This is a genomic window from Phaeodactylibacter luteus (genome assembly GCF_007993045.1).
In the GTDB taxonomy this organism is placed as follows: Bacteria; Bacteroidota; Bacteroidia; order Chitinophagales; family Saprospiraceae; genus Phaeodactylibacter; species Phaeodactylibacter luteus.
In genome coordinates this window covers 81973-95514 of sequence record NZ_VOOR01000007.1, presented here as the reverse complement: position 1 = coordinate 95514, position 13542 = coordinate 81973, and the positions used below count along the sequence as shown (strand labels likewise).

10 protein-coding genes are annotated in these 13542 nt (G+C 54.6%); 6 read left to right on the top strand and 4 right to left on the bottom strand.

The features are described 5' to 3' along the window. The first annotated feature begins 21 nt into the window (after positions 1 to 21). Together galK and FRY97_RS04930 are read left to right on the top strand one after the other, a co-directional pair. The gene (gene galK, locus FRY97_RS04935; protein ID WP_147166324.1) at positions 22 to 1191 is read left to right on the top strand and encodes a galactokinase; all 1170 of its coding nucleotides are present in this window, start codon (positions 22 to 24) and stop codon (positions 1189 to 1191) included. 18 nt (positions 1192 to 1209) lie between these two features. Further along, complete coding sequence (locus tag FRY97_RS04930) at positions 1210 to 2628, top strand: pyridoxal phosphate-dependent decarboxylase family protein (RefSeq protein ID WP_147166323.1); 1419 nt, start codon at positions 1210 to 1212, stop codon at positions 2626 to 2628. A gap of 1 nt (position 2629) precedes the next feature. On the opposite strand, the gene FRY97_RS04925 is transcribed toward FRY97_RS04930, so the two are convergent. From FRY97_RS04925 to FRY97_RS04910, 4 genes are all read right to left on the bottom strand, one after another. Further along, on the bottom strand, positions 2630 to 3328 hold the full coding sequence (locus FRY97_RS04925) for an outer membrane beta-barrel protein (protein ID WP_147166322.1): 699 nt from the start codon (positions 3326 to 3328) through the stop codon (positions 2630 to 2632). 55 nt (positions 3329 to 3383) lie between these two features. After that, positions 3384 to 5225, bottom strand: a complete 1842-nt coding sequence (locus FRY97_RS04920) for a patatin-like phospholipase domain-containing protein (RefSeq protein WP_147166321.1) — start codon at positions 5223 to 5225, stop codon at positions 3384 to 3386. Positions 5226 to 5247: 22 nt separating this feature from the next. Beyond that, positions 5248 to 7299, bottom strand: coding sequence for a ComEA family DNA-binding protein (locus FRY97_RS04915; RefSeq protein ID WP_246141561.1), 2052 nt, complete (start codon positions 7297 to 7299; stop codon positions 5248 to 5250). 125 nt (positions 7300 to 7424) lie between these two features. Then, entirely contained in the window at positions 7425 to 8945 is a 1521-nt protein-coding gene (locus FRY97_RS04910; RefSeq protein ID WP_147166319.1) for a hypothetical protein, read from the bottom strand. 219 nt (positions 8946 to 9164) lie between these two features. On the opposite strand from FRY97_RS04910, the gene FRY97_RS04905 reads away from it, so the two are divergent. The 4 genes from FRY97_RS04905 (at position 9165) to FRY97_RS04885 (ending at position 13414) form a co-directional block, all read left to right on the top strand. Then, complete coding sequence (locus FRY97_RS04905; RefSeq protein WP_147166318.1) at positions 9165 to 9503, top strand: P-II family nitrogen regulator; 339 nt, start codon at positions 9165 to 9167, stop codon at positions 9501 to 9503. 468 nt (positions 9504 to 9971) lie between these two features. Next, positions 9972 to 11222: an ammonium transporter gene (locus FRY97_RS04895; protein WP_147166316.1), complete on the top strand. Its 1251-nt coding sequence runs from the start codon at positions 9972 to 9974 to the stop codon at positions 11220 to 11222. A gap of 223 nt (positions 11223 to 11445) precedes the next feature. Next, on the top strand, positions 11446 to 12189 hold the full coding sequence (locus FRY97_RS04890) for a DUF6733 family protein (protein WP_211356812.1): 744 nt from the start codon (positions 11446 to 11448) through the stop codon (positions 12187 to 12189). Positions 12190 to 12379: 190 nt separating this feature from the next. After that, positions 12380 to 13414 carry a glutamine synthetase beta-grasp domain-containing protein gene (locus FRY97_RS04885; protein WP_147166315.1) on the top strand — a complete coding sequence of 345 codons (1035 nt, stop codon included), beginning with the start codon at positions 12380 to 12382 and terminating at the stop codon, positions 13412 to 13414. Positions 13415 to 13542 lie beyond the last annotated feature (128 nt).

Genomic DNA, 13542 nt, shown 5'->3' with positions numbered 1-13542 from the left:
TATTGCGGCAAAAATAAAGGTATGCATACGCTTTTGGACGTCCACCAAGCCTTCGAGGCCCACTTTTCCGGGTCGCCCCTGCTGGTCAAAGCTTGTGGCCGGATCAATATCATCGGGGAGCACACCGATTACAACGAAGGGTTTGTACTCCCAGCAGCTATAGACAAAAACCTGTTCTTCGCACTGGCTGAGAATGGCACCAATGAGTGCCACTTCCATGCGCTGGATGTGGGGGAGGAAGCCCACTTTTCTCTGGACGACCTGAAGCCGGGCCCCCAAGGCTGGGCCAATTACCTAATGGGCATCCTTGAACAGCTGCAGAAGGAAGATGTTCTGCTCGAGGGCATCGACTTGGTCTTCGGTGGGGATATCCCCATTGGGGCAGGCGTCAGCTCTTCCGCTGCGTTGGAAGCTGGGTTTGCCTTGGGCATCTGCAGCCTTTTTAACTTGCAAAAGCCCCGGCAGGAGCTGGCCCGTCTCGCACAGCGCTCTTCCCAAGAGTTTATCGGCATACCAGGAGGCATCATGGACCAGTTCGCCAGCTTGCTGGGGCGGCGCGGCCATGCCTTGAAGTTGGACTGCCGCAGCCTGCACTATGAGTACATCCCGTTAGCGCTGGGCGAATACGAGCTGGTGCTGTTGAACACCGGTGTGTCACATGAGCTGGCCAATTCTGCTTACAAGGACCGGGTGATGGAATGCCGCCAAGGGGTAGCTGCGGTACAACAAGCAGCGCCCAATGTTGCTTCTCTTAGGGATGTTAGCCTTGCACAGCTTGATGCTGCGCGGGCCGAGATGGGCGAGGTGGCTTACCGGCGCTGCCGCTTTGTCTTGGCGGAGAATGAGCGCTTGTGCAAAGCTGTGGATTGCCTGAAAGAGGGGCGTATGGAAGATTTGGGGCAGTTGCTTTTTCAAACCCACCAAGGCCTTAGCGAGGAGTATGCAGTGAGCTGCCGGGAACTGGATTTCCTGGTAGATCTGGCCAATGAGTTTGAAGGGGTGGCAGGGGCCAGAATGATGGGCGGCGGCTTTGGCGGTTGCACCCTTAACCTAGTGCACGGCAGTGCGAAGGCAAAGTTCATCAAACATGCCAAGCGGGAATACTACCGGGCGTTTTCTCTCAATGCAGATCATTACGAAGTGGAAATAACAGATGGGACAGACATCATCCGTGATATCCCTGCTGCCTAACCATCGAAGCTTGTTGCTATGGACTCAATACTGGAAAAAGCTTATGATGCGGAGGCCTTCCGCAATACCGCACACCGTATCGTTGATCAGCTCGCTGATTTTCTGAAGGAAAACCAATCGGGGGAGGCACCCAAAGCCATTGCTTATCGCCCTGCGCAAGAGGCCTACGCCTACTGGGAGTCGGTAGCGGGCCAGCCACAGCCTACAGAAGATTTGTTCGGGGCCATACTTGCCCAATCTGTCCACTTGCACCATCCGCAATACATGGGGCATCAGGTGAGCCCGCCTGCGCCCTTGGCCGCGCTGGGCAGCCTGCTTGATGGGCTGCTGAACAATGGCATGGCGGTTTACGAAATGGGCATGGCCAGCACCGCTATCGAGCGGGTGGTCACGGAAAAGGTGGCCCAGCAAATGGGGTTCGGCCCTGAAGCGGGCGGGGTGCTCACCTCTGGGGGTACCCTAGCTAACCTTACTGCCCTGCTCACGGCCCGCAGCGTCAAAGCGAGGGAGGCGGTCTGGTCGGAGGGGCAGGCCCAGCCCCTGGCCCTAATGGTCTCAGAAGAAGCGCATTACTGCGTAGACCGCGCAGTACGGATTATGGGTTGGGGAGAAGCCGGCATCATCAAGGTGCCGGTCAATGAAAAGTACCAGATGCGGGCAGACCTTTTGCCCGGGCTCCTCGCGGATGCTGAAGCCCGAGGGCAGCAAGTGATCGCAGTGGTGGGCAGTGCCTGCTCTACCTCTACCGGGTCTTTTGATGACCTCAATGCCATAGCAGCATTTTGTGAAGCGAACGGTCTTTGGTTCCATGTAGATGGCGCCCATGGCGCAGCCTTAGCTTTTTCGCCCCGCCACCGGCACGTACTGTCTGGCTTGTCACGCGCAGATTCCGTAGCCATGGATTTTCACAAAATGCTGCTGACGCCTGTATTGGCCACCGCACTGATTTACAAAGAAGGCCGGCAGGCGTACCGCACTTTCAGCCAGCGTGCCCACTATCTATGGGCTGGGCAGACGGAAGAAGAGTGGGAAAACCTGGCCAAGCGTACTTTCGAGTGCACCAAATATATGATAGGGGTCAAAGTGCTGACGCTATGGCAAGCCTATGGCATGGGCCTTTGGGAGGCCTACCTCGACAAAGTCATGGCCAACGGCGAAACCCTTGGGCGGCTTGTGGAAGCGGCTCCTGATTTTGAGCTGGCCCTAAGGCCGCAGTGCAATATCGTCTGCTTCAGGTATGCGCCAGACCGTCTGCCACCGGAGCAGCGGAGCGCTCGCAATGCCCGGATCAGGGAGGCCCTCCTTGCAGACGGGGCCTACTATATCGTACAGACCATCCTAAAGGAAGAGCTTTACCTACGGGTAACCCTCACCAGCCCACATACTGAGGAAACACATTTGCGGGGGCTGCTTGACAAAATCCGGGAGGTAGTTTAGGTCAGAATTTGACGCCTGCCCTAAGCCCAACGCTGTAGAGGTTGCGGTTGAAAATAGCCGACTCATCGTTGAGCAGGCCGCGCAGCCAAAATTGGAAGGTAGGCTGTAGGGAAAGTGAAAACTGAGCAAACCGGTGCTCCCAGCCCAGCCCGGAAATAAAGCTAAAGCCCAAGCTGGCAAAGTTGCCAGGCGCTGTTTGGGTTTGCCGGTCATTGGTATCCCCAATCAGGAAAGTCGTCCGCTCACGGTTGCTGAGGTTGACGGCAGCGGAGATGCCCATGCTGAACAAGAAATCATTTTTGGCATTCAGGTTTTGGTAAAAGAGCAGCTCCCCCGGGATTTCGAGGTACTGATGGGCATACTGCACCCGCTTGCTGTCTGCCCCATTGGGGGCTCCCTCCCTGGGGTCGATTTCCTGCCGCCGGGTCTCGTACCCTGATTCGGTGAAGAAAAGCCCGGTTTTGAACCCAATCCGGTCCGTACGCCAATATCCGGCTACCCCCGCTGAATAAGAGAAACGGGCTACCTCCAGGTTCTCCAGGCGGTCTGCTTCTTCCTGGTCAAATTCAGTAGTCTGAGCTACGAGCCTCCGGCTGCTGAAGTTGGGGTAGAGCTCAACCCCCCAAGAGAATTCGGCCTGCCCGGCCAGAGAGGTGCTCGTCAAAAGGGCTAGCAGCACCCATACCGTTTTGGGCATCATATGGTATCCAATTGTTTCGGTCTAAAAACCGGGAAACACGGTTTTTATTGCCTGGTTAATCGTTAAGAAGGCCCCGTTTGTGGAAATCGGCAAGGATGGTTTTCAGGACTTCCCGGGTGAGCTTCCGCGCAGCTATTCCTGCCCCAAAAGTTGTCCAGAGCCACTTCAGTGCCCCATTGAGGAGCATAGAGAAAAAACCGCCTTCTTTTGCTTTTTGGTTGTGCTTGCGCAAAATTCGCTGTACAGCCAGGTCAAGGGCTTCCTGCTCCGGAGTGGGAGGCGTTTTTTCGTATCGGTTGGCGTTCAGCAGGACATTTTTCAGGCGCCCCTCAATTTCCTTTTCCAAGCTAAACAGGGCGGAAGGGCTGATCTTTTGCCGCACAGGCGTAGGGATTTCCGGATTGGCCTCCCGCCGGTTGTCGTAGTCCATATCGGGTATGATGGGGTACCCATCTACGGGCTCACTATAGAAGCGCTGATGCTTCGGGCTGTAGGCGTCCCAGCTTTGGAACACGCTGTCGGCCCCAGCTTTGGCCGTTGGGATACAAAAATAATGCCGCAGGAAGCTTTGGCAATTTTTGCGCCCCAGCTGGAAGTCATGCTCCCGGAACCCCCGGCTGAAAAAACCGCCGAACCCGTCTAAAGAGCCGCAGGAGATGGGGTAGGGGTCCTTTTCCCCGTTTTCCCTGCGGGAGGGGAATACCATGCGCAAGGTGTGGTCGGTTGAAAGCCCGCCCACGAGGTCGCTCTCTTTCATCATGGCCTGCCCCCGGATGGCGCCAAGCACTTCAGGTACCAGCTGTATGAGCTTTGGGTTGTGCTGGTCGGGCGGTGCAGCAGCATTTTCGAAATTGGGGAAAGGGTCGATCATGAGCACGGCATAGTTCTTGCCGGGGTCGTGGGCGCATTTTTCATCCAATGCCCGGATGACTTCACCAAAGGGCTCGTTGTTGACCGTTCCGCCATCTACGGCATAAAAGTTGAACTGCTCGTCTTCGATATCGATACGGAGGCCCTGATTGGGCAGCGGTTTGGCTCCCTCGCCTGGCCGAGGGGTGAACATCCGCTCTACCATAGCCTTGATGTAGGGCTTGCCCGTATTGGTAAGGTGGCGTGGGGCGAGCCCAAGGGGGAAGGCGCCCGTAGCTTTGGCGGCCTCGAGCAATGCCTGCCGGTGGCTGGCTTCGCGTGGGTTGAAAGGCAGGGTATGGGCGGGCAGCTGATCGCCCTCCTGGCAGGCTTTGAAGTGCGCAATGCCTTTGTGGAGGAACATGCGGTGAGCGGGCTTGGGCGGCTCTGCATCTGGGGCCCTTTTGACCTCATCAAAAAAGTTGATGGCCAAGGGGATGCCCCGCAGGCTGGTAATGGTCAGGATCACCTCAAGGTCGCTGGAAATATAATCAGGGACAGGGGCCACACGGCTCAGCTGGCTCGCTCGGTCGGCAATAGCATCTATCGGCTGCGAATTGAGCAGGGAGATCACCCCGCCTTGGTTTTTAATGTCCGTATCGGTCAGCATTTGCCGGAGGGTAGACATGGGCCCGTCGCCCTGATCATTTAGCCCAACCCAAGCTTCGTAGAGCTTGTTCTGCACCTTGTCGGGGTTGTCCGTATTGATAGGGCGTATGCCCTCGTGGAGCCCGAGCGAAGTGATGGCCGCGGTCATGCCCCCTGCTGAGGAGCCCCCTAGTACCTCAATGACCACATCATGCATAGGCACGCTAGGGTCGTAGTCGGGGTGCTCTGGCCCTAGTTGTTTGTTTTTTTCTTTGGCTTTTTCCCACTTGGAGAGGGTTTCCAAGAGGTAATCGATGACGCCTGCGGTATAGGCGCCTGCGGAGACGGCCCCAGCCATCGCAATGCCGATTTTGAAGGTAGGGTAAGAAGAGGTTTCCATGGTGTCTGGTTTAGCTCACGGGTTAAAATTGGTACTTGATCTGTGCGCCTACGGTAGTCCGGGTCTGCCCGTTGATGGCTTCGTTCCCGCTTCCGAAGGTATCTTGGTTTTTCCAAAAAGTCTGTGCAATCCTGGCTTCCAGGGTCAGGTTGCGGATGCCCCGGTAGCGCAGGTTGATGTAATACCGGCTGCCCCGGTTGAAATAGGAAGGGATGCCATAGGTGTACAGGAGGTTGTTCTCAAAGGAATAAAAGCGCGTTTGGAACCCATCGGTGTCAAATAGGGCATAGCGCGCGGTAAAGGAAAGTGGGAACCCTCGCGGCTTGAAAAGGACATCCTGGTAGATCGCGAAGCCCTCCTGCCGTTCATTGATTTCGTTGTCTGTAAAACCGACGTCAATGCGGCTGCGCAGCTCCAGGCTGGGGGCCACCTTTTTGGCCAGGTGGAGTCGGGTTTGGAAAACTTGCCGTTCAACGATGGCATCATTGTTGCCTTCGATTTTATCTACGTTCTGTGCTTTGCGCTCATCCCTTACTTCCAAAAAGGCTTCGAAATCGCGTTTGCGGAAATAAGTAAGGCGTGCCCGGTATTCGTACCCTGTAGAAGGGGCATCGATATTGAAGCGGAGCCAGGGGTGGCGCCAAGTATCAAAATAGGCGCTCAAGCGCCAGTTGGGGTGGGGGCGGGCCTCAATGCCCAGGTAAACGCCGGTCTCGTTTTGCCCGCCCTGCGTTTCCGCAAAGGGTATGGCGTTGAGGGCCTGGTAATCGCGGGGGAAGTGGCGCACAAGCAGCGCGAGGTCCACCCTGCGGTCGAGCCCCATCAGCAGGCCGTTGGTGGTGGCCATAGCCCCGTTGGCGCTGCGGGCGGTTTCTCCGAAAAAGTTGAAATTCTGAAAGATGAAACTGTAGTCCAAGCTGACATTAAAGAGGGTGTTGCCAGTAAAATCGAATTGATTGAATGGGGCGGGCCTGAATTGGGTGAGGTCGGCATTGAGGTTTTCATAGAGGGTGTTCAGTGCAATATGCCCGAGGCTGTGGTTCCATTTGAGCTGCCCGCCTAAGGTAAGCTGTTGGATGGCGTTCTCGCGGGCGATCTCGTTTGGGGTGCGGTGCAGCCCGGCCAGGTCGAGGGAGGTGGCCTGCCGCAGTTCTGCTTCTTCCAGATCGGTAGTGTCGGCTTCCAGAAGGTTGGCGCCCCGGTTGCGCAGGGAAGCCAGGGCAGTGAGCTCAAGCTGGTCGGATAGGCCTATGGTCGCTGCAGCCCCGCGTTGGAAGTTGGCTTCATTGACAGAGGTGTAAGGGCGGAGCGTACGGGCGGTGCGCTTGATGTTCATCACCGCAGAGCTTTTGCCCGCCCCAAAACCAGAAAAGAGGATGAGCCCCTGCCCGAAGCTTACGGCATAGTCGCCAAGGGCAATGGCTTTGATCCGCTTGCTGTAATCTTTGAGGAATAAGTGGGCAGAGTAGAAGTCGAAGCCATAAGGGTTGCTGCCTTTGAAAAACTCTTCGCCCCGGTCTTTTTCCGCCGTAAAACCATAGCTCAGCCGGTTGCTGTAGCTGTGCTTGTAGCGCATATAGAACTGGTTGGGGTCGCCAAGGTAGCGGCTGCCGGTCTGCCCTTCCCCGAGCGGGGTATAGCCTTGCTGTTCTTCCAGTATCCGGAACCACCTCAGGTAGAGCTCGTTCTTACCTTGGGCCAGCATTTTCCCCAGGCTGGTCTGATAGTCGTCTAGCCCGCCCCCAACGGCTACAAAGGGCAGGATGCGCCGGATGGTCAGCAGGTCGAAGCTGGGGATAGCCTGCAGCTCATACACCGATATGAGGTCCCCTGCTTGCCTGCGGTAGTTGATGAGGTCCAGGATTTGAATATCGGAGAGGAGTTTCAAGGCTTGGAGGTCGCCTTCGTTAGCGCCGTTCAGATCGAGAGGGTTGTCGCGGAAGTACTCGAGCTCTTCGAAAATGGTGTTGAAGTCGAAGTCCCCTTCGGCCTCTATGCTTTGGAGGTAGTCTTCGATGATCTGCTCTTCGGGCGAGCTGACGGGCTGCAGGGTGTCAGATTGGGCGTTTCCCAAAAAGGGCAGGATCGTCAACAGTAAGGAAAAAGCCTGGCGCATCGTAAGCGTACTGGTGAGTGTGCAATATACGATTCTTAACAGGAGATAGGGCCAGGTGATGCTCCGGAATTGGGGCTGGCGTTTCAGGGCTGTGGCATATCTGCTGCTCTGGCGTGGGAAAGCAGCCACTTACTGACGTCCAAGTAGTTGTTGGTCTTGCGCTCGTAGGGGCTGCTGGCTTTTTCGGCAATGGCATGCAGGAAGCTCCGGAAATGTGCAGGGTGCTCGGCGGGCGGTTTGGCCATAAGCTCCTTGATAAAGGCCAGGGTTTTGAGGAGCAGGGGGCTGAGGTCAGTGGCTTTGTCGAAAAGGCGCTGCACAGCGGGGATGAGGTAGTCCAGCAGGCGGTAATTGCCCAGCTCGTAGTGGCAGATCAGGTGCAGCATCCGGGTATTGTGCAGGAGGTCGTCGCGCAGGGAGTTGGCTTTGAGGTGGATGATCTCGTTGAGGTAGTCCAATGCTTTTTCATATTCCCTGCGGCAGAAGTATAGGTAGGCGAACTTGAAATAGAACAAGAGTATGCGGTGTACGTCTGTGTTGGCCCCCATGGCCATAAGCTCTTTCTTTATGCCGGGGATGAGGGAGACGCCCCGCTCGTAATCCTGGGTCAGGAAGATGTGGTTCAGCTGGCTGAGGTTGAGGTAGATGGTAGCCGTCAGTTTGCCATTATCATTGAGCTGTGGCAAAATGTGGCGGTAAAAGGTTTCGAAAGCTTTGAGCTGTCTGGAAAAGTCTTCAGTCCGTTGAGTGAGGTAATACTGCACCATGAGGTAATACATGGCCCGCATGTACAGGGTGGGGTCCTTTTCGCACATCTGTTCGTTCTCTTGGAACAGCTCGATCCAGCGGTTGGCGTGCCGGGCCGCGCCTTCAAAGTCGAGCAGGATGTAATGGTACCACATATAAGCCTGGTAGAGGTTGGCTTTCTCGAAAAACGTCAGTTGGCTATTGAGGAACTCCTGCGGCATCTGTTCTTGGAAGAACTGATTGACCGCGTGCAGCTCTGCTTCCGATTTGATGTGGCCAAACTGGATATACCAGCCGTGTACCTGAATGTTGAAGTTGGAGAAGAGGTTGCTGGAGTGGGCAATGCGGCTGCGCTGCCGGGCCTCGTCCAGCAACGCCTCCATTTTGTTCTCAATACGCCTGCTGCGGGTAATGTGGCGGGCTTCGATCATCTTCTGAAACTCGATAATCTCCAGGTGCAGGATGTCCTGATGATGGTCCAATGCTTTGCGCTTGGTGCTCTCCAGTATCTTAAGGGCCTGCATGTACATCCCTTTGCCATAAAGGATGCGGGCAAAGTCGATTTGCTCGTGTATAGAGATTTCTACGTCCTTTTGGATGTAAATCAGCCGCAGGCTGGTCAGGAGCTGCCGGTAGAGATGGCGTTTAAGGTTGGGCAGGTGCTTTTTTTCCACCCCTTCCAGCTGTTGGAGCACCTGCTGATCGTCATAGGCTTGCATTTTGTCCAGCACATCAAAGAGCTGTACGAACTTGGCATCCGCCTGCAAACGGTTGACGTAAAGCCGGAAGTTGCGTTTTTCAGCCTTATTCAGAGATTTGACCAAAGAAAAAAGATGGTCTTTCTGGAGGTTGAACATAACAGCAGAAACGCTATTTTTCGTTGATAATCAGGGTGTTGAGCTTATTTAGTGCTATTTGGGCATAACAGGGCCTTTCAAATGTAAGTATATCAAATGAAAACCGCACTCTAAATTTGTATCAACAACAAGAAGAAATCGGATAACCAAACGGTTTTTTGGCATTTTATGGCCCAATAGCCCTAGCACCATTCTCTAATTGCATTAAATGGACTGGTTATGAAAAAAATCGAAGCGATCATCAGGCTGTCTAAGTTCGAGAAGGTCAGAGATGCACTAGCGGCGATCGGCGTGCGTTTTTTTACCCTTTCAGAAGTTAAAGGCTTTGGCCTTCAAGCGGGTAAAAAAATGACCTACCGTGGCAGCACTTACGATTCAGATTACATTGCCCGTCTGCAGCTGGAAATACTATGCGCAGGAGAAAAAGTAGATGAAATCATAGATACCATCGTCTCTGCTGCCCGTACCGGCGAAGTGGGCGACGGTAAAATTATTGTTACAGACGTTGAGCACATTGTGCGCATACGTACCTCCGAGACTAACGCCGAGGCCATATAGGCTGCCCAAAGGACCATGCTCCTGCTCCTTTTTGCCTTTTACCTAAATGATTTAAGCCCAAGTCGACATTGAATATGTTGTCTTTGGTATTCTCCCTCCAAGTGATTAGCCAAATTATAACGGGCGTGAACCAAAATGTCGCAGGCAGTTTGCTTTTAGGGCTTCCTAGCCTGGCATTGGCCTAGCGCTGCGCAGGGGTGGCCGAAGGCCAGACCCGACGCCTGAAGGGCGAGGGGCCGAGCGGACAGCGAGCCCCGTAGCATAGCGGCACCTGCCCGCTGGCAGGGGCAGGCCCCCTCCCGTTGGGCAGGGAAAAGAATGACAATCTGTTTTGTGCCCATTATATCGTATTGGAGACTATCCTTTCAGGGGTAGCCTTGTAGGTGCGTACCTGTTGTTGCCCGGGCGGAGTGCCGCTCAGTGCTTGGAACTAGAATTATTTTGTTTAACGCATTAACGAAAATTAAAATGAACGAGGCATTATTCACTGCAAACAACGTATGGATGCTCGTTTCTACGGTGCTGGTCTTTGTTATGCACCTTGGGTTCTCTACCCTGGAAGCAGGCTTTGTGCAAAGGAAGAATACCGTCAACATCCTTTTCAAGAATGCCATGATCATTTCCATTGGGCTGTTGACGTACTGTGTGGTAGGCTTCAACCTCATGTACCCGGGCGTGAACGAAGGGGGCTTTTTCGGCTTTGCGGGCTTTGGGCTGGCCATGCCGGAAGGGGCTGCCGGGGCAATAGCATACGCTGATGGCAACTATACGTATTGGACAGACTTTATTTTTCAGGGGATGTTTGCGGCCACCGCGGCCACTATCGTATCTGGAGCCGTAGCGGAGCGGATTAAGCTGAATGCTTTCCTCATTTTTGCCACCCTGTTTGTTGCCATCAGCTATCCCATCACGGGCATGTGGAAGTGGGGCGCAGGATGGCTCGACGCAGCGGGCTTTTACGACTTTGCTGGCTCAACCCTGGTGCACGCTGTAGGCGGGTGGGGCGCATTAGCTTCTGTACTGCTCCTGGGCGCCCGCAAAGGCAAGTACACCAAAGATGGCATTAAGCCCATACCGGGGCACAGTATGCCTTTGGCCGCTATAGGGGTGTTCCTCCTGTGGTTCGGCTGGTTCGGTTTCAACGGGGGCTCTGTGCTTTCTGCCGATCCTGTTGCAGTATCTTTGGTCTTCGTTACCACCTCTTTGGCCGCCTCTGCAGGTGCTGTCGCGGCCTTTTTCGTCTCTTACGCCCTGTTCAAATCCCACGACCTCTCCATGGTGCTGAACGGCATCTTGGGCGGCCTGGTAGGCATCACAGCTGGTGCAGATCTGATGTCTCCCACAGATGCGATCCTGATAGGTGCAATTGCCGGGGCGGTCATACCGGTATCGGTCGTTTTTTTCGACCGCATCAAGATCGATGACCCTGTAGGCGCCACTTCTGTCCACCTTGTGTGCGGGATCTGGGGCACCCTTGCAGTCGGTATTTTTGGCGCAAAGGCAGGGTTGGGGCAATTGTGGACACAGCTTTACGGTACGCTATCGGTTGGGGTATTCACCTTCGTCTTCGCCTTTGGGCTGATGTACGTCCTCAAAGCGACAATAGGCATACGGGTGAGCGAAGAAGAAGAGGAAAGAGGGCTTGACGTGGCCGAGCACGATATGGAGGCTTACGAAGCGGGCACCGTAACTGAGCCTGGATACCAAATGGTAAAGTAATCCATCATACACTACAATCTTCCCGGGTAAGGAAGGGTGCCTGCTGCTCTGTCGAGAGATTTAGAAGGCATGTGCCTTTCCTGCTCTTTTGCAGCCCTTTGGGCTAAAATAAGGGAAGGTAGATTTTGGGTTTAGAAAACCTGTAAAGCTGGCCCAACCGCCAAGTCAGAGCCAGCCTACAGGTAGAGTTTAATGAATTCTCTAATAAGTAAACATTTTTAGTATGCAGCAGTTCAACAAACTTTATCGCATGGGCGCATTTGCCCTTCTTGTTGCCCTTTTTTCTATGGTTTTGCCGGCTTCAGCCTTTGCTCAAGAAGAAGAGGACAAGTTCAGCATGACTGTGACGCTCAACTCAGATCAGTTTTTTGGGTTCTACCCATTTTTTTCGGGCAGCTATGCGGTGAACGACAAATTCGACTTCACTTTCTATGGTATCCTCTGGTCTGGAGGCACAGGCAGCGCTTGGGGCAACTGGACGGAGTTTGGGGCAGGCCTCAAGTTCAATGTAACGGAAGGGGTTACGATTGCTCCCCAAATAGGACTGCTTGGCGGCAGCCTGCTGTCTAGCGGCGCATTGGGCGGCGGCATCCTTGGTGATGGCATCGTGCCCAACCTGACAATTGCCCTGAGCCGTGAAAAGACGGAAGGGGAGTTTTATCTGGGCTACTATACCCCTCTGCGAGACGAAGCGCCTGAAGAGGGCTCTACGCTCGCCTATCTGCACTACTGGGCCAACTTTGGTTATAAGTTTGGCAGCTTGGTCTCTGCAGGCTTGCATTTCGAGCACCTCATGCTGGCAGGCGGCTCTAATATCGAGGAGTCGTCAGATGTTTATCAGTGGTTTGGCCCTTATGTACAGTTTGCTGACCCCAAGGGCCGCGGCTGGGCACGTTTTTCCTCCGGAACGGATTTTGTGGAGGCCAACGACTCCTTTTTCAAACTGACTGTGGGCATGAATTTCTAACGCGTTCAAAACCCCATCTACCAGGCTTTAGGCTAGGCCCGAGAGGGCAGGCCTGATTGATGGCAGAGCTGCTTGGCTACAGCAAACAGCCATAGGAGCAGAAAAAATGACGGCGGGGGGATTTCCCCCGCCTTCCAAAAGTAGGAACACATTCTTCACATTACTTCAACGATTCAAACTTTTTAAGACAATGGCAAAGTCAAAATTAGAGTACATCTGGCTAGACGGATCTGCACCGACACAAGGCATGCGGTCCAAGACTAAAATTGCAAAAGACTTTAGCGGGAAATTGGAAGATTGCCCTATGTGGTCTTTCGACGGCAGCTCGACCGGGCAGGCTGAAGGCGGTTCTTCTGATTGCCTGCTCAAGCCGGTCGCCATCTTCCCCGACCCAGGCCGCCGCAACGCTTTCCTGGTCATGACAGAAGTGCTCAATGCCGATGGCACCCCACACGCAACCAACGGGCGGGCTACCATCAATGACGACGACAACGATTTTTGGTTCGGTTTCGAGCAGGAGTACTTCCTGTGGGACATGGAGACCAATAAGCCGTTTGGCTTCCCAGCCAACGGCTACCCCCGCCCACAGGGGCCTTACTATTGCTCTGTAGGGGCTGCCAACGCTTACGGGCGTGAGGTCATCGAAGAGCACCTCGACCTTTGCATTGATGCTGGCCTCAATATTGAGGGCATCAATGCAGAAGTGGCTGCCGGGCAGTGGGAGTTCCAAATCTTTGCCAAAGGCGCAGCTGAAGCCGGCGACCAAATCTGGGTGGCCCGCTACCTCCTGGAGCGGACCGCAGAAAAGTATGGCCTGGCCATCAATTGGCACTGCAAGCCGGTCTCTGGCGACTGGAACGGCTCGGGCATGCACGCCAACTTCTCCAACAGCCTGCTGCGCGAAGCCGGCAGCAAGGAGGTGTACGATAAGGTCTGCAGCGCATTCGGCAAATCTCCGGAGGTCATCAAAGCCCACATCGATGTATATGGTGCAGACAACCACTTGCGCCTGACCGGCCTGCACGAGACGCAGTCTATCGATAAGTTCAGCTACGGCGTTTCTGACCGTGGTGCTTCTATCCGCATCCCTATCGCAACCGTGGAGAACGGTTGGAAAGGATGGCTGGAAGACCGCCGCCCCAACTCGGCAGCTGATCCTTATAAAGTAGCAGCTCAGATCATTGCTACGGTGAAAACCGCTGAAGTGATGGTTGCTGCTTCCTGATCATGGAAGTAATGTTGCCCGGCTGGCCCATTATCCGGGCCAGCCATATCCTTTTGGCAAATCAGTTCTAGTTCCTGCATAGGAATATGCCATTTACCTGCCTCCGGATAGCCCGGGGGCAGTTTTTG

Coding starts and splice junctions, on each gene's coding strand:
- FRY97_RS04930 (WP_147166323.1), top strand. CDS start 1,210: ATGGACTCAATACTGGAAAAAGCTTATGATGCGGAGGCCTTCCGCAAT.
- FRY97_RS04895 (WP_147166316.1), top strand. CDS start 9,972: ATGAACGAGGCATTATTCACTGCAAACAACGTATGGATGCTCGTTTCT.
- FRY97_RS04920 (WP_147166321.1), bottom strand. CDS start 5,225: ATGGAAACCTCTTCTTACCCTACCTTCAAAATCGGCATTGCGATGGCT.
- FRY97_RS04910 (WP_147166319.1), bottom strand. CDS start 8,945: ATGTTCAACCTCCAGAAAGACCATCTTTTTTCTTTGGTCAAATCTCTG.
- FRY97_RS04905 (WP_147166318.1), top strand. CDS start 9,165: ATGAAAAAAATCGAAGCGATCATCAGGCTGTCTAAGTTCGAGAAGGTC.
- FRY97_RS04885 (WP_147166315.1), top strand. CDS start 12,380: ATGGCAAAGTCAAAATTAGAGTACATCTGGCTAGACGGATCTGCACCG.
- FRY97_RS04890 (WP_211356812.1), top strand. CDS start 11,446: ATGCAGCAGTTCAACAAACTTTATCGCATGGGCGCATTTGCCCTTCTT.
- galK (WP_147166324.1), top strand. CDS start 22: ATGCATACGCTTTTGGACGTCCACCAAGCCTTCGAGGCCCACTTTTCC.
- FRY97_RS04925 (WP_147166322.1), bottom strand. CDS start 3,328: ATGATGCCCAAAACGGTATGGGTGCTGCTAGCCCTTTTGACGAGCACC.